12 protein-coding genes are annotated in these 15,619 nt (G+C 67.7%); 1 reads left to right on the top strand and 11 read right to left on the bottom strand.

Going from position 1 to position 15,619, the window contains the following annotated elements:
• The 7 genes from fbp to alr form a co-directional block, all read right to left on the bottom strand.
• Complete coding sequence (gene fbp, locus WEG36_05505) at nt 1–1,014, bottom strand: class 1 fructose-bisphosphatase (protein ID MEX1257056.1); 1,014 nt, start codon at nt 1,012–1,014, stop codon at nt 1–3.
• A gap of 104 nt (nt 1,015–1,118) precedes the next feature.
• Nucleotides 1,119–3,434, bottom strand: coding sequence for a DNA internalization-related competence protein ComEC/Rec2 (locus WEG36_05500; protein ID MEX1257055.1), 2,316 nt, complete (start codon nt 3,432–3,434; stop codon nt 1,119–1,121).
• Nucleotides 3,435–3,474: 40 nt separating this feature from the next.
• On the bottom strand, nt 3,475–3,795 hold the full coding sequence (locus WEG36_05495) for a hypothetical protein (protein MEX1257054.1): 321 nt from the start codon (nt 3,793–3,795) through the stop codon (nt 3,475–3,477).
• Complete coding sequence (miaB, locus tag WEG36_05490; protein MEX1257053.1) at nt 3,792–5,198, bottom strand: tRNA (N6-isopentenyl adenosine(37)-C2)-methylthiotransferase MiaB; 1,407 nt, start codon at nt 5,196–5,198, stop codon at nt 3,792–3,794. Before miaB ends, WEG36_05495 begins: the two co-directional genes overlap by 4 nt.
• A gap of 64 nt (nt 5,199–5,262) precedes the next feature.
• Entirely contained in the window at nt 5,263–6,378 is a 1,116-nt protein-coding gene (locus WEG36_05485) for a hypothetical protein (GenBank protein ID MEX1257052.1), read from the bottom strand.
• Nucleotides 6,379–6,485: 107 nt separating this feature from the next.
• Nucleotides 6,486–7,880, bottom strand: a complete 1,395-nt coding sequence (locus WEG36_05480; GenBank protein ID MEX1257051.1) for a hypothetical protein — start codon at nt 7,878–7,880, stop codon at nt 6,486–6,488.
• Between the two features lie 58 nt (nt 7,881–7,938).
• Nucleotides 7,939–9,069: an alanine racemase gene (gene alr / locus WEG36_05475; GenBank protein MEX1257050.1), complete on the bottom strand. Its 1,131-nt coding sequence runs from the start codon at nt 9,067–9,069 to the stop codon at nt 7,939–7,941.
• 120 nt (nt 9,070–9,189) lie between these two features.
• Here alr and mazG point away from each other — a divergent pair, with 120 nt between their 5' ends.
• Nucleotides 9,190–10,032 carry a nucleoside triphosphate pyrophosphohydrolase gene (mazG, locus tag WEG36_05470; GenBank protein MEX1257049.1) on the top strand — a complete coding sequence of 281 codons (843 nt, stop codon included), beginning with the start codon at nt 9,190–9,192 and terminating at the stop codon, nt 10,030–10,032.
• A gap of 147 nt (nt 10,033–10,179) precedes the next feature.
• On the opposite strand, the gene WEG36_05465 is transcribed toward mazG, so the two are convergent.
• The 4 genes from WEG36_05465 to ftsY are packed head-to-tail and all read right to left on the bottom strand — an operon-like array spanning nt 10,180 to nt 15,608.
• Nucleotides 10,180–11,217 (bottom strand): D-2-hydroxyacid dehydrogenase, encoded by a 1,038-nt coding sequence (locus WEG36_05465; GenBank protein ID MEX1257048.1) that lies wholly within the window; start codon nt 11,215–11,217, stop codon nt 10,180–10,182.
• Nucleotides 11,218–11,240: 23 nt separating this feature from the next.
• Nucleotides 11,241–12,545 (bottom strand): asparagine--tRNA ligase, encoded by a 1,305-nt coding sequence (gene asnS, locus WEG36_05460; protein MEX1257047.1) that lies wholly within the window; start codon nt 12,543–12,545, stop codon nt 11,241–11,243.
• 26 nt (nt 12,546–12,571) lie between these two features.
• Complete coding sequence (gene recG, locus WEG36_05455; GenBank protein MEX1257046.1) at nt 12,572–14,704, bottom strand: ATP-dependent DNA helicase RecG; 2,133 nt, start codon at nt 14,702–14,704, stop codon at nt 12,572–12,574.
• On the bottom strand, nt 14,682–15,608 hold the full coding sequence (ftsY, locus tag WEG36_05450; GenBank protein MEX1257045.1) for a signal recognition particle-docking protein FtsY: 927 nt from the start codon (nt 15,606–15,608) through the stop codon (nt 14,682–14,684). Before ftsY ends, recG begins: the two co-directional genes overlap by 23 nt.
• Between the last annotated feature and the right edge of the window lie 11 nt (nt 15,609–15,619).

The raw sequence follows: 15,619 nt of genomic DNA, 5'->3' as shown, positions 1-15,619 counted from the left end.
TTACCCTTCTTCCGCGATGAACCGGTTGGCCATCGTAACGAGGTCGGCCGAGCCGATGAAGAGGGGGGTCCGCTGGTGGAGTGCCCGCGCCTCGACGTCGAGGATATCGCGCTCCCCGTCTGACGCCCGCCCCCCTGCTTCCTCCGCGATCAAGGCCAGCGGATACGCTTCGTAGAGGAGCCGAAGTTTCCCTTCGGGGCTATTCCGGTGGCGCGGATAAAAGAAGATCCCCCCTCGCAGCAGGATTCGGTGAAAGTCGGCCACCAGGGAGCCGATGTAGCGCGACGAATAGTCGCCCCCGCCCCGCGCCGGATCGCCGTCCCGGAGATGATCCACGAACCTGCGGACTCCCGGGGTCCAGCGGGACGCATATGCCTCGTTCGCCGAGTAGCTCCGCATGGGAGGTTCGGGGATTCGGATGTCCGGGTGGCTGAGGAGGAATTCTCCGATAGACGGATCGAGGGTGAAACCATGAACTCCGCGACCCGTCGTGTAGACCATCATGGTCGAGGAGCCGTACACGATGTAACCCGCCGCGAGCTGCTTCCGTCCTCCCTGGAGACAATCCTCGAGGCTCCCGCGCTCCGTGTCCGAGGACTTCCGGTAAATGGCGAAGACGGTTCCGATCGAGACGTTCACGTCGATGTTCGAAGAACCGTCAAGCGGGTCGAACACGAGCACGTATTCCCCGGCGGGAAATTTCTCCGGGATCGGAATGAAGCCCTCGACCTCTTCCGAAACCATGCAGCAGAGGTATCCCGTGTGGTCCATCGCCCGGTAGATCACGCTCTGGGCGAAGACGTCGAGCTTCTCGACCGCCTCCCCCTGGATGTTGGACTCCCCCGTCTTCCCGAGCACGTCGATCAGCCCCGCCATGTTCACCTGGCGGGAGATCACCTTCGCCGCGAGCGCCATGTCCGAGAGGATGTTGCTGAAGACCCCGCTGGCGGCGGGACGGCGCCGCTCCTCTTCGATGATGTGCCGCTCGATCGTGATGATGTGGGTGTCCTTCATCTTGTCCCCGTGCGTCGGTATGGGCCCGATTCCGGCTCCATTGTATCGCCTCGACGCGTTCTGAAGAAGTGTGGGACGGCGCACGCAGGGGCCGGGGCGATCCCTCAGCGGGACGTCTCCGCGTGGACCGTTCCGTCGCGGCGGATCCGCACCCGGACGTCCCCGTCCCGGTCGGTCCGGAAGATCCGTGCGCCGGCCGCTTCCAGCCGTTCCACGACCACGTCGTGGGGGTGGCCGAAGCCGTTCGGATCTCCTACCCCGATGAGCGCGGCGCCCGGGTGAGTGGCCGCGAGGAACTCGGGCGAGGTGGAAGTTCGGCTTCCATGGTGCCCCACCTTGAGAACGGAGAGGCGCGGGACCCGCTCGAGAACGCGGCGCTCGACCGCGGCGGGGGCGTCGCCGGTGAGGAGAACAGCCCCCTCGCCCCAACGCACCAAAAGCACGACGGACAGATCGTTCGGGTCCGCGAGCTCTGGGGCATCGGCGGTTTCGGCGTCCGGATGGAGGACCTCGATCCGGAGGCCGTCCACCTGAAAGGCGCTCCCCTCGCGAGCCACCCACCACCAGATCCCCTCTTCGCGGGCGGCTTCGAGGACCGCCAGATACGGACCCGACCCGTACGGGCGCGACGGATCGAGGATCCCACGAACCCCGATCCCCGCGATGACCCCGGGGGCGCCCCCGATGTGATCCAGGTGGGGGTGGGTGAGGACGAGCGCCTCCACGCCCCGCGCACCATGGCGCCGAAGATAGGGGACGACGCGCCGCGTTCCGGAATCGAAGCCCGCGCTTCGGGGCCCGGCGTCCACGAGAAGCCAGCGCCCTCGCGGGGTCCGGAGCGCCACGGCATCCCCCTGCCCCACGTCGATGAGGTGGAGCTCCAGATCCCGGCCGAGCGGGAGGAGAGGGAGGAGGAGCACCAGCGCGGTGCCCGCCGTCGTGGCCGCGAGCCGGCGCGCCCCGGGTCCGACCCTTCCGGCGTAACCCCGGCGAAGGTAGAAGTAGACGGCGATCCCTCCCAGAGCCGCGGCGATCAGGGCCCCGCGAGAAACCCAGAACGAGGCGCCCGGGAGGGCGGCGGTCCATCGAATCGCCCTCCCGACGCCGTCGAGGAGGAGCCCGCTTCCCCCCGCCGCGAAGCGCCCGAGGGTCATGGAGAAGAGGGAGAGGAAGAGCCCCGCGCCGATCCCGGGAATCGCCGCGGCGACCGCCGGCGCGACTGCCAGGGTCGCCGGAATCCCGATGAGAGAGACGCGATCGAAGTGCCAGGCGAGGAAAGGGAGGGTCGGCAATGTCGCGGAGACACCCGCCACGATTCCCGCGGCCCCGCCCTTGAGGAGGTCGGCACCGAGCCCCTGGCGGCCCCGCCCCGGCCTCTCCCGCCCGGTCAGAGTCTTCCATCCCCGGTCGAGCGCCCGCGAGACGGGATCGCGGAGGAGGACCAGCCCCGCCGTGCCCGCGAACGAAAGCTGAAACCCCACGGACGCGAGCCACCCCGGATCGAAGACGAGCAGGAGCAGGAGTGCCGAGCCGAGCGCCCCCGCCGGAACGACCGGCCGACCTCGCACCCGTGCGGCGACCAAGAGGGTGAGGAGGACAGCCGCCCGGACCGCGGCGTGCGGAGCCCCGATGGCGAGGACGTAGCTCCAGCATCCCGCGGCCGCTCCTCCCTCGGCCGCGCGCCGGCCGAGCCCGACGAGGCGAAGGAGCCCGAGGAGGATCCCGGCAACCACTCCCACGTGAAATCCCGAGATCGCCAGAAGGTGCGCCGTTCCGGAAAGCGCAAAGGCGTCGCGGAGCTCCGGGTCGAGGTGTTCGCGGCGCGCGAGGACGAGCGCCTCTACCATCGGCGCCGTCCGCTCCCCCCAGAGCGCCACCATCCGCTCCTGGATCGCGCCGCGCAGCACGAGAACTTTTCCCCAAGGCCCGCCACCGGGGGCGGGTTCCCAATCCCCCGCCAACCGGAGGCGCCCTGCCCACTCGGCCAGCCCGGGTTGAGGAAACGCGCGCCCCTCCCAGGAGGACGCGACCCGGATTCGGCCTCCCGCGCGGGGGAGGGTCGCCCCCCGCGGCAGGAGAGCACGGACCACCCCGCGGCACTCATCGGGGCCGCCCACCTCACCCGGCCCGCCCTCTTCGATCCGGAAGGGGAAGGAGCCGTCGGAACTGACTCGCGTCAGAAATCGGCCCGTGACCTCTCCGTCCCAGCGCCGCGGGAGGTGCAGGCGGCAGTCTGATTCCTCCCGGTGGACGACGGCTGCTCCCGAAGCCATCCCGGCCACGGCTGCGGCAACGAGCACCCCCGCGGGCCAGGGGCGACGCCATAGGAGGAGGAGCGCGCCGAGAAGGAGGAAGAGGAGGAGCGCCGGTGGAAGGGAGGCGCCGAGGAGGGGGAGGGCGATCCCGGCGGCATGCGCCAAGGCCACCCGTGCGACGAGTGGAATCTGGTCCGTCAGGACCTCACTTTTCCTCTTCTCCCTCCGGGAAAGAGGTGAAGAGATCCTGCTGCGTTCGGTCGGTCCTCAGGCGCTCTTCCCGCCCCTCCGCCTCGAGACGCTCCCGCAGGAAGCGCCGTACCTTCAGGTCCGAATGGATCCCCGCGACGAGCATCACCAGCATGCCGACGAAGAGGCTTCCGAACGCCACATAGGTCACCGGAATCCGGTACACCGTGGTGAAGCCCAGGTCGAGCGTGACCCGCTCTCCCGCGTTCCAACGCGCGAAAAACATGACCAGGAGGAGGACCACCAGGACACCCGCAGCCCCGGTGAAGCGGCTCACCGGTGGGCCCCGGCCGCGAGAGAGCCAACCAGGGCGCCCTGGAATGTGGCCCCGGTCGTTCCCGTGAGCTCGATCCAGGCGTACTCCCCGATTCCAATCCCCTCCGACGGAAAGGCCACGAACTTGTTTCGGCGGGTGCGTCCCAGAACCTGGCCGGGGTCACGTGCATCCCTTTCGACGAGAACCTCGTCCTGGCGCCCGACTTCCCCAGCGTTGATCCCGCCCTGGATCTCCCGGCAAACCGTGATGAGCTCCGCCAGCCGGGCCCGCGCCTCCGGTTCGGGGAGAAAATCCTCGGCGGGAAGCCGCATCGCGGGAGTCCCCTCGCGGGGCGAGTACCGGTAGGTGTACGCCTCGTCGAAGCCGACCTCGCGCACGAGGTCGAGCGTCGCCTCGAAGTCGGACCGGGTTTCGCCTGGAAATGCCGCGATGATGTCCGTCGAGAGGGAGAGATCGGGAATGGCCTCCCGCGCCATCCTCACCTTCTCGAGGTAGCTCTCGACGGTGTAGCGCCTGAGCATCCGGCGAAGGACCTGGTCACTTCCCGACTGAACCGGGAGGTGGAGATGCTCACACACCGCCTCCTCCTCAGCCATGACCTCCACCAGCTCGCGGGTGACGTCGTTCGGGTGCGGCGAGGTGAATCGAACGCGCCGGATCCCCGCGATTCGCGCGACTTCCCGCAGAAGCCGCGCGAAGTTCCAATCGCCCCGTCGGTAGGAGTTGACGGTCTGGCCGAGGAGTGTGACCTCGGTCACCCCTCGCGCGGCCAATCCCCGAACCTCGGCCACTACCTCCTCCGGTCGGCGATTTTTCTCCGGACCTCGGACATAGGGCACGATGCAGAAGGTGCAGCGGTGATCGCAGCCCCGCTGAATCGGGACCCAGGCGGACGCTCCGGCTTCACGCCTCTGTTCGAGCCCCTCGTAGCTCTCTTCCGGGTCGAGATCGAGGACGGCGAGCTGGGTGCGGCGCTTTCCGGGTCGCACAACGCAAGGCTTGGCCTCGACCTCCGTCTCCCCTCGCTGGCCCCGGAGGCGCCGAAGCTGGTCCGGAAGTGAGCGGTAGGCGTCCGGACCGACCACGAGATCCACCTGGGAGGCCTGGTTGAAGAGGGTTCGGCCAAGTCGCTGCGCCATGCACCCGGTTACGCCGATCAGAAGGCCGGGGTGGCCGCGCTTCAGCCCGCTGAGTTGGCCGATACGGCCCAAAACCCGCCGCTCCGCGTGATCGCGGATGGCACAGGTATTCACGAGGATGACGTCGGCCTCCTCCGGGGACGAAACAATCTCGTACCCGTCCGCAGCGAGAATCCCCTCCATCAATTCGCCGTCGGCGACGTTCATCTGGCACCCGTACGTTTCCACGTACGCGCGCCCCGCTTCGGTTAGGGACTTCGTCATGGTCCTAATTGAATCGCCCTGCCCCGGTGAGATCAATAGCGAGACCGCCGGGTTTGAAAGGAGGTCAGCCGCCCGCGAGGCGCACCGAAAGCGTCGTCCTGAGGAAGCTCTCCGACAGACCCTGCGCCGAGCGGGTCCCCCTCTCGAGCCCGAAATCGAGGCGTGCGATCGGCTGTCCCTCCGACTCCACGAGCTCCAGGCCGAACCCCGCGGAGAGTGTCCGCTCCTGGGCGGGCGAACCGTCGAAGTGGAAGGGAAGGTCCTGGTGGCGAACACCGGCTCGGAGCGGGAGCGTGCGGCCGAACAGGGTCGCACGCGCCCACTCGATCCCTCCGCCGTAACTCCAGGAGGCCTCGCGCGTAGTTCCGGCGCCCAATTCCTCTCCCACCGCGCTCCAGTCCGCAAAAACGACACCGGCCGAGACTCCGAATCCAGGCGCCAGAATCGCCGTGGCGCCTGCGCGCAACTCGAGTGGAATCGAGTACTCCCCACCTTCGGGGGTTACGCCGGTGGACGGAGAAAGAGCGAGTTTGTCCGACCAGGTGACCGCGGCGGCGATCCGTATCAGTGCGGACGGATCCCAGGCGACGCCCGCTCCCGCGACGACGCCCGAGGCGCGCCAACGCCCCTGGATGGCGAAGGCCTCCACACCCTGGCCGGCCGTATCCGTGTCGAGGAGGCGGACGAAGCTCCTCTCCAGCGCGCCGGCATAACTGCCGACGGTGACCCCCAACCCGAAGTTCCCCCCGACCTGTCGTGCCCAACCGACTTGCACGCGGCTCAGGTTTCCGCGCGAGCGAAAAATATCGATCGCGGAGACCTCGGTGCCGTTCAGGTCAATGGTGCGATTGGCGACGACCTCCCACTCCTGATCCAGGACGCTCGCGAACCCGACCGAGAAAACGTTTCCCCAGAGCGGATAAGCAACGACCGCGGTCGGAAACCGGGCGTGCCCGGCGCTACGTCCGTCGCGCAGGGTCGCCCGGGTCGGCTGGAAGCTCGCCGAGATCGTAGGAAGTGCGACGCCGGCGGCCGCGGCAGGATCGGTCGGGAGGAGGTGCCACCCCGGCTGTCCGATCCCGCTCCCTCCGAGAGCGCGCGCGCGTGCGTCCAGCGGCTCGGCAGGGATTCCGAGCCCGGCTGATGCGAGAAGGGACTGGGCGCCCGCCGGCGACGGCATGCCGATTCCGAAACCCCATAGGGCCGCGACTGCGGTCGGAAGCGACGAGAAGAGAACTTGGAATGTCCGAAGAGGTCGCGATGCGGATTCGCGTGGCACGGTTGTCCTCATGGAGAGGGCACCCCGCTCGCGACCGTGAGGACGAGCCGGAGCGTGGGCTCGAATTCGGTTCCGGGCCCCCAAAAAGTCGAATACTGAAGGGGTCGCAGCTCGAGGAGAGTCTGGGGATCCACGCCGTTCATCAGCACCAGCGTCGAGGGAACCGGCGTCGCCGAGGAACCGTCGTCGCGGAGGAGATCCCGCACGTACCGGGTGATCGGAAGGTCCACCCGGGTTCCCTGCTCGATTGTGAAGAAGTCCTCCTCGATCACGGTCGAGGGAAGGTTCATGGAGCATTCGCCGCTCGGGCATGCCAGCGGAAATCCCAGAGGCGAACGCGGAAGCCTTTCCGGGCTGAGGACCGGACGCAACTCGATGACCGTCTCCTGGATGGGCCGAAGCCCCGTGGGGATCGTCTCGTGCGTATACAACTCGAGCCCGGCGTAAACGAGCCGCTCGGGAAGGAGTTCCACCGGACAGGAGACAACGGCGCAGACCGCGGGACTCCCCGGGACCGACTCCGGAAGATCGAACCGAAAGGTCGCCCGGACGGCCGGTGCCCCGCCGATCGGGAACGCCGCAGGATCCAGGGACGGCGGCGGATCCTGTAGGAGGGCGACCGATCTCACGCCGACGGTGATGGCGACGATCGTATCCGGATTCACCGAGGACCGCACCCGCACGACCAGCTCCGCGCTTCGCACACGGAGCCGCGAATCGGGCGACAGAGAAGAGACGCGGACTCCTCGCCCGGCGACCGTAGTGTCCAACAAGGCCGTCACGCCGGCCGAATCGAGAGGGATGGTGGCCCGCGTGATCAACGGCGGGTCGATTTCGCTCCCCCCCCCTCCTCCATCGGCATTGGGATCCCACTCGCCTTGCCCCGCGAAGGCCACGGGGCCGCCTCCGGGTTCGGGCCAGGGGACCTGGGCTCCAAGGGTGTCCACCGCGAAGTCCCAGTCCACCGAAGGGGGGTGCCAGGGCGTCTGGGTCACGCCCGCTTCGAGCAAGAAAGGGGTGAGGCCCCGCACGTCGAGCGTGTCCAACTCCAGCGCCACTTCGCCCGAAACGGGTACGAACAAGGAATCGGTGACGGTGCTGTTCGACCCGGGTGGAAAGACGAAAATAATCCGGGGCAGATCGAGGAACCGGAAGAGGGACCGCGCCTCGACGGTTTCCTCCCACTCATGCGCGAGCACGAGCGAAGGAAGGATCGAGGTCGAGCCGAACCCGTCGAAGAGCTGGAAGTCGGTCGCGAACTCCGAGAATGGAAGGCGAAGCTCCACGGTGACAGCCTCGACCGGAAGGAGGTCGCCATCCGTCGAGGTAGGAATCGCGTCCTCGCATCCCTGGATCGAAAGGAGCCCCGCGAAGAACGCGAGGAGTCCGTGTCTGATCGTCACCCAGCCATCCCTTCCGTCGCGCCTCCCGCCCCGAGTTGAAGATCGTCCCTTCATCGCGTCAGTCTAACCAGACTCGTGGGAGCCGGCCGGTCAACCCCGTGAGCACTTCGTAACCGATCGTTCCGGCGAGCCCGGCGGCCTCTTCCAACGGGATTCGATTCTCCCCGTCGGAGCCGATCAGAGTGACGATCTCACCCACCGCATCCTCCGCCCCCGGGAGGTCCGTGATGTCTACCACCGTCAGGTCCATCGAGATCCTTCCGATGACCGGCACCCTGCGTCCCCGGACCAGCGCCGCTCCTCGGTTTCCAAGGGCCCGCGGGAGCCCGTCGCCATATCCGATCCCGAGCGTGGCCCACCGTTCCGTCCGGGTGGCGGTATAGGTGGCGCCATAGCCGAGCGTCGTTCCCGCCGCGACCTCCCGCACGAGCACGATGCGCGAGCGGACCTTCACGACCTCCTCCGCAGCGGGGAGCCCCTCCCCCGCGTCGCCCCCGTAAAGAAAGATTCCGGGGCGCACCATGTCGAACGACAGATCCGGTCGGCGAAGGGTCCCTGCCGAGTTGTTCACGTGAAGCAGTCCTCTCTTCCACCCGGCCGCCTCGACCGCGTCTATGGTCGCGCGAAACCGATCCGCCTGTAGGGAGACCGACCCAGGGTCCGCCTGATCCGCGGAGTACAGATGGGTGAAGAGCCCCTCCCAGCGGACCCCCCGCCCCGAGATCGCCACCAGCTCGGGCCCCCATCGATCCACTCCCCTCCAGTCGAGTCCCGCGCGCCCCATCCCCGTGTCCACCTCCGCGTGAATCGTCGCCTCCACCGCAAGACCCGCCGCCGCGGAAGCGATCTTTTGCGCCGCATCCGTATCCGAGACCGAGAGCGCGAGCCCGGCCGCGACCGCCGCGTGCTCCGCTCCCGGTGGAATCGGTGACAGGACGAGAATCGGGCGAGTCACCCCGAGCTCCCGGACCGCGATCCCCTCCGGAACGGTGGCGACCCCATATCCCCAGGGGTTTTCCGGTTCGAATACGCGGACCGCTCCCGCGAGGCCAACCCCGTACGCATCCGCCTTCAACATCGGGAGAAGGCCCACCCTCTCCCCGGCGGCCACACGAACGGTCTCGAGGTTCCGCCGGAGCGCCCCCGCGTCCACCTCCACCCAGGCCCGACTCCGCGGTTCTGTTGACATGGTCGCAGAAAGATGCCACAAAGTACCCCCCGAGCAAGGGCGTACGGAGGCGGCGATCCTCCGCGGGGTCCCGAATCTTTGGGAGGGTCGGATGGGGAAGCGCGAGCGACCGGAGAGCTGATGGGAAGCGGCAAGCATGGGGGCGAGGAGGGAAGCCGATCCGCGGATCCCCGCCCGCCCTCTTCCGACCGTCCGGGCGTCCTCGATCGCGCCCTCGCGCTCGTCTCCTTCCTCCGCGAGCACGATCCCTGGGACCGGCGCCAGACCCCCAGCACTCTCGTTCCCCATCTCCTCGAAGAAACCCACGAGGTCGTGGATGCGATTCACGGCGGCGATGAACGCGCACTCCGGGACGAGCTCGGCGACCTCCTTCTCAATCTCGCCTTTCAGATCGTGATCGGCGAAGAAGAGAGGAGGTTCACCCGCGAAGAGGTCGTGCGTGGACTCGAGGAGAAAATCGCGCGCCGTCACCCGCACCTTTTCGGGACCGGAGAAAAGGTGGGGTGGGAAACGATCAAGGCCCGGGAGAGGCGCGAAACCGCCCAGCGTGAAGGTGATGCGAGTGGACTCCGCACCCTGGATGGTCTCCCGGGCGGCCTCGACTCCCTCCTCCGAGCGCACCGCCTCCAGGAGAAGGCCTCGAGTGCCGGATTCGACTGGGCCAACCCTTCCGGCGCGATGGCGAAGGTGAAAGAAGAGCTGGCCGAGGTCGAAGAGGCGGCGGCCGATGCAAACCCACTTCGGTTGGCGGAGGAAATCGGCGATCTCCTCTTCGCGGTCGTGAATTTCGCTCGCCTCTCCGGGCTTCATGCCGGACCTGCACTAGAAGAAGCTAACATTAAGTTCCGCAAGCGATTCAATGCGATGGAACTACTGGCACGCGAACGTGGCCTCCCCATCCCGGGCGGCTCCCTCGAGGAGATGGATGCGCTCTGGGACGAGGTGAAACGGGGGGAGAAATAGGACCTCACTGGGAAGCGGCGCACAATGAAGGGGGGAGGGGTCGGCCGACCGTCCGGGAGGCGCGGAGGAGGGGCGGCGGGGCGGGACAGCGGATGGTAGGGAGGCCGACCCCTCCCCCCTTCGTTGTGCGCCGCGTTCGCCGCCGGCTCAATACCCCCGCACCCGATCCACCTCGTTGATGAGTGATTCGCCCGCGAGGAAGCGCCGTAAGTTCTCCAGGATCAGATCGGTCTCCCGCCGCCAGAATCCCCGCGAGACCGCCGCCGTATGCGGGGTCAGAAGGACGTTCGGAAGGTTCCAGAGGGGGTGATCCACGGGAAGGGGCTCGGTCGCGAACACATCGAGCCCCGCGCCGCGGAGGTGGCCGTCCCGGAGCGCCGCGACGAGGGCTTCCTCGTCCACGAGGGCGCCCCGGGAGACGTTGATTAGGAGGGCCCCCTTCGGAATCGCTCGAATCCTTTCGGCGGAGAGAACTCCCCGGGTTTCCGCCGTCAGCGGAGCGGCGACGACGAGCGCCTCGCTCTCCGCGACGAGGCGGTCGAGCCCCGCCTTCCCATGGAGGAGCTCGACGCCAATCTCATCTACGTCCCCGCCCCGCTCCGCGCGGCAAAGTCCGAGCACGTGCGCACCGAGCGCCCCTACCCGGCAGGCGATCTCCCTCCCGATCCCGCCGTATCCCAGGATCCCGACGGTCATCCCCGCGATCTCCCGGACTGGAGTCTCGGCCGAGAGAAACGGTTCCGTGTCCCAGGTGCCCCGCGCCTGAGCCGCGACCGCGAAGTCGAGTCCTCGGACAAAATGGAGGAGCATCGCGAGCACCGTCTCGGCGATCGGAGGGCCGTGGATTCCGGCCGAGTTCGTGAATCGCACTTCGGAGGCACGCATCGCCTCTTGCAGGGAGCTCCCGACGCCTGCCGCCGCGGAATGAACCCAGCGAAGGGTCCCTCTTCCCACCTCGAGGACCGAGGGGGGCACCCCGAAGCCGAAGTAGATCTTAGCTCCCTGAAGCGCATCCAGGACCTCGGGCGGCGGGGACCCACCGCCGTCCCCCGAGCCGTCGGCGGGGCCCGATGCAATGTGAAGGATCCAACTCGAGGGAATCGCGCCCGCAATCTCACCCACGGCCCATGCGGGAATGGTCCAGATGGGGCGCTCGTCCCTCAGGTTGAGCACGACGTCGGCCATGGTCGCTTCCCTTCCGAGGCCGGCTACGGGTGAAGCCGGTTCATGAGGCGTGGGAAGGGAATGAGCTCACGCACATGCGACCGTCCAGTGATCCAGGCGACGGTTCGCTCGATCCCGAGTCCGAACCCGGAGTGTACGAAAGTCCCGTAGCGGCGCAGATCCAGATACCAGGAGTAGGCCTCCTCCGGGAGCTTTTCCTCACGAATGCGCCCCAGGAGTCGGGCGAAATCGTCCTCGCGCTGGCTCCCCCCGATGATCTCTCCGTAACCCTCCGGGGCAAGGAGATCGTTGCAAAGCACGGTCCTGGGGTCCGCTGGATTCTCCTTCATGTAGAAGGCCTTCGCCTCTCGCGGATAATTGTAGACGAAGAGAGGCCGGTCGAGGTCACCGGAAAGGAGGGTCTCGTCCGACCCCGCGAGGTCGCTCCCCCATTCGATCTCGCTACCGCGGGACCGGAGGAGTTCCACCGCTTCGGAGTAGGACAGCCGCGGAAAAGGGGGTGACACGGACTCGAGCTTGCTCGTATCCCGCTCGAGCGACGCGAGCTCCTCGGCGCACCGTTCGAGGGCCCGCCCCACGAGGTAGCTCACGAAACGCTCCTGGAGCGCCATGTTGTCGTCGGAATTCGCGAACGCGACCTCGGGCTCGACCATCCAGAACTCGGTGAGGTGCCGGCGCGTCTTCGACTTCTCGGCGCGAAAGGTCGGGCCGAAGCAGTACACCTTTCGGAAGGCCGGGCAGGCGGCTTCGATGTACAGCTGCCCGGTCTGCGCGAGGTACGCCGTCTCCCCGAAGTAGTCGGTCGAGAAGAGGGTGCCCGCGGACTCCCCGATCGAGCCGGTCAGGACCGGCGCATCGATCCGTGTGAATCCCTCCGCATAAAAAAAGTCCGTGACCCCCTGCATGATCTCGGATCGGACGCGGAGCACCGCGCGTTGCTGCGTCGAGCGGATCCAGAGGTGACGGTGGTCCATGAGGAACTCGACCCCATGCTCCTTTGGCTGGATCGGGTACCCGGCGGACTCCCCGATCACCTCGAGCTCGGTCACGCCGATCTCAAAACCTCCCGGGGACCGGGGCTCCGGACGCACCGTGCCGGTGACCCTCACGCTCGACTCCTGCGTCAGCGTCGCCGCCCTTTCCCAGACCGCCGGATCGAGCTCTGAACGGGCGAGAACACACTGAACGACCCCGGTCCCGTCGCGGATCACGGCGAAGGCCAGCTTTCCGTGCGCCCGAAAGGTCTCGACCCAGCCCGCCACCGAGACCGTCTCTCCCGCATGCTCCGCGAGCCGGCGAACCTCGACGAGCTCCTCACCTCCTCCCATCCACCCTCCTCCTCTGTGTCCCTGGATTATCCCACCCGCCACATCCGAAGCCGCTCAGCGTGCCGCCCCTCCAGGAGCTCACGAATTCTCGCATGTTCCCCGCGTGCGAGCTCGGCGTCACGCGCCACGACCTCCCGCGCCAACCGACGCGCCAGCGTGAGGAGCCCCTCGTCCCTCCCCAGGTCCGCAAAGCGAAGGAGAAGGTCCCGACCGTGTTGCTGGGCACCGAAGAGGTCTCCCTGCCCCCGGATCTGGAGGTCGGCCTGGGCGATCCTAAAGCCGTCGGTCGTCTCGCGGAAGACGGCGAGGCGCTCCTGGGATTGTTCCCCCGGATCCGCGATGACGATGCACACGGACGGGTGGGGCCCCCTCCCCACCCGCCCCCGGAGCTGGTGGAGCTGGCTCAACCCGAAGCGATCCCCGTGTTCGATCACCATGAAGGTCGCATTCGGAACGTCGATCCCGACCTCGATCACCGAGGTTGCCACGATCACCCGGATCTCGCCGTCGCGGAACGCCCGCATGACCCGGTCCTTTTCGTCGGAGGAGAGCTGGCCGTGTAAGAGGCCGAGCCTTTCCCCCGGAAAGACCTCCGTCGCAAGCCGCTCGAATTCCTGGGTCGCCGCACGCAGCTCGGAGCGTTCCGACTCCTCCACCAGAGGATACACGATGTAGCCCTGTCGTCCCTGCGCGAGCTCTTCCTTCACCCGGGCATAGGCTCTCTCCCTTTCTCCGGAACCGTGCAGGATCGTCTGCACGGGAGGCCTCCCGGGAGGGATCTCGTCGAGAACGCTCAGGTCGAGATCCCCGAAGAGGGTCAGGGCCAGCGACCGGGGGATGGGGGTCGCGGACATGACGAGGACGTCCGGGCGCGCCTCGTCATTCACCCCTTCGGCCAGGGCCATGCGCTGGCGCACCCCGAAGCGGTGCTGCTCATCCACGACCACCAGCCCGAGGCGGCGAAATCGCACTCCCTCCTGGATGAGGGCATGGGTACCCACGGCGATGATTCCCTCGCCGCCCGTGTCCAGCGCGGCGAGCGCGTCCCGCCGTTCCCGCGCTCCCATCCGGCCCGTGAGGAGAATGACCGGGAGGTCGAGCCCCGCACCCGCGAGGAGGGCTCGGATCTGCGTGACGTGTTGTTCCGCCAAGAGCTCCGTCGGGGCCATGAAAGCGGACTGGTAACCGCCCTCGGCCGCGAGGAGAATCGCGAAGAGGGCGACGAGCGTCTTCCCGGATCCGACGTCGCCTTGGAGGAAGCGGTTCATCCGGCGGGAGGACCCCATGTCCTCGTAGATCTCGCGAAGCACGCGGGCCTGCGCCTCCGTCAGACGGAAGGGAAGGCTCTCGTGAAGGGGGCGGATGAGCTGGTTGGTGCGCTGGAACGCGATTCCGGGCTCCACCTCGGTTTCTCGGTGGCGAGCGATCGCCTGCACCAGTTGAAGGAAAAAGAGCTCGTCGAAGGCGAGGCGGCGGCGACCTTCTTCCGGGTCGCGCACCGTGTCGGGACGGTGGAGGCGGCGAAATGCCTCGGCGAGGGGAGGAAGGCCGAGCTCTTCACGAACCTCATCCGCGAGATATTCCTCCTCGGGAATCTGCTCGAGGAGGAAGTCGAGATTCCGGCTGAAGATGCGGCGGAGCACCCACTGGGGAACCTCATCCGCCGCAGGGTAGGTGACGAAGATCGTTCCCGGAGCCCGATCCTCCTCGTCGCGCCCCGTGCGCGAGATGAGGGTGAACTCCCGGGGGTGGAGCTGGTGGCCGTGGAAGTGCCGGACGGGGCCGGTCGCGAGGATCTCGTCCCCTTCCCGGATCTTTCGCTCCACCCAGGGCTGACCGGGCCAAGAACAGGTGATGTAGCCCGAATCGTCCTCGAGAACCGCCTGGAAGACCCGGAGCCCGGAACGGGTGGGAATGATCCCCTTCGAACGCACCCGGCCGACCACGGTCGCGTCCATCCCCACCTGGAGAGAAGCAATCGGGTGGATCGTCGAGGCGTCGTCGTAGCGACGGGGGATGTGAAAGAGAAGGTCGCGCGCGGTCCCGATCCCGAGCTTCTTCAGAGACTGGGATCGCTTCGGTCCGACACCCTTGAGAAACTGGACGGGCCGGTCCAGCTGCGAAAAACCCACGGGCTCACCCTTCGCCGAAGACGCCATCGAGGAACGCCGCGCGGTCGAACGGCTCCAGATCCTCGACCCCCTCCCCCACTCCCACGAGCTTGACGGGCACCCCGAACTCCTGAAGGACGGCCACGACGATTCCGCCCCGGGCGGTCGAATCGAGCTTGGCCAGTATGATGCCGGTCGGGGTCACGACCTCACCGAAGGCCCGGAGCTGCGAAAGCGCGTTTTGCCCCACCGTGGCGTCGAGGACGATGAGTGTTTCGTGCGGAGCGCCGTCGAGCTTCCGGCGAACGACCCGGTCCACTTTTTTCAGCTCCTCCATGAGTCCCGCGTTCGTGTGAAGTCGCCCCGCGGTATCGATCAGGACGACCTCCACCCCGCGGGATATCCCCGCCTCGATCGCGTCGAAGGCGACGGCGGCCGGGTCCCCTCCGGCCTGCCCCCGGACGAAGTCGGCGCCCACGCGGCCCGCCCACTCCTCGAGCTGATTCACGGCGCCCGCTCTGAAGGTGTCCCCGGCGGCGACGAGCACTGACTTTCCCGCCGCCACGAACCGGTACGCGAGCTTGGCGATCGAGGTGGTCTTCCCCACCCCGTTCACTCCGACGACGAGATAGACCGTCGGCCCCCCGGAGGAATTCATCGCAAGCTCGGCGTCCGCTGCCGGGGCGAGGATCTTCTCGACCTCGTCGCGGACCGCCCCCCTGAGGCCGGCGGCACCTGTCACCTTCCCCCTCCGGGCCAGCTCCTCCACCCGGTCCACGAGCCGGAGCGTCGCCGCGACTCCGAAATCCGCCGCGAGGAGCCGCTCCTCGAGGCCTTCGAGCGTGTCGCGATCGAGCCCGCCGGCGAGGACCCGCACGTCGGTGAGCGCGAGGTCCACGACGCGCTTCCAAAGTCCTTTCCGTTTTTCGTCCTTGCTCCTGAAGAGTCGCATCCTGATGCCGT

It is taken from the genome of Gemmatimonadota bacterium, assembly GCA_040882465.1.
Lineage (GTDB): Bacteria > Gemmatimonadota > Gemmatimonadetes > Longimicrobiales > Gaopeijiaceae > JBBEBG01.
The sequence above is the reverse complement of the archived record's forward strand: the minus strand, read 5'-3'. Positions and strand labels throughout refer to the sequence as shown.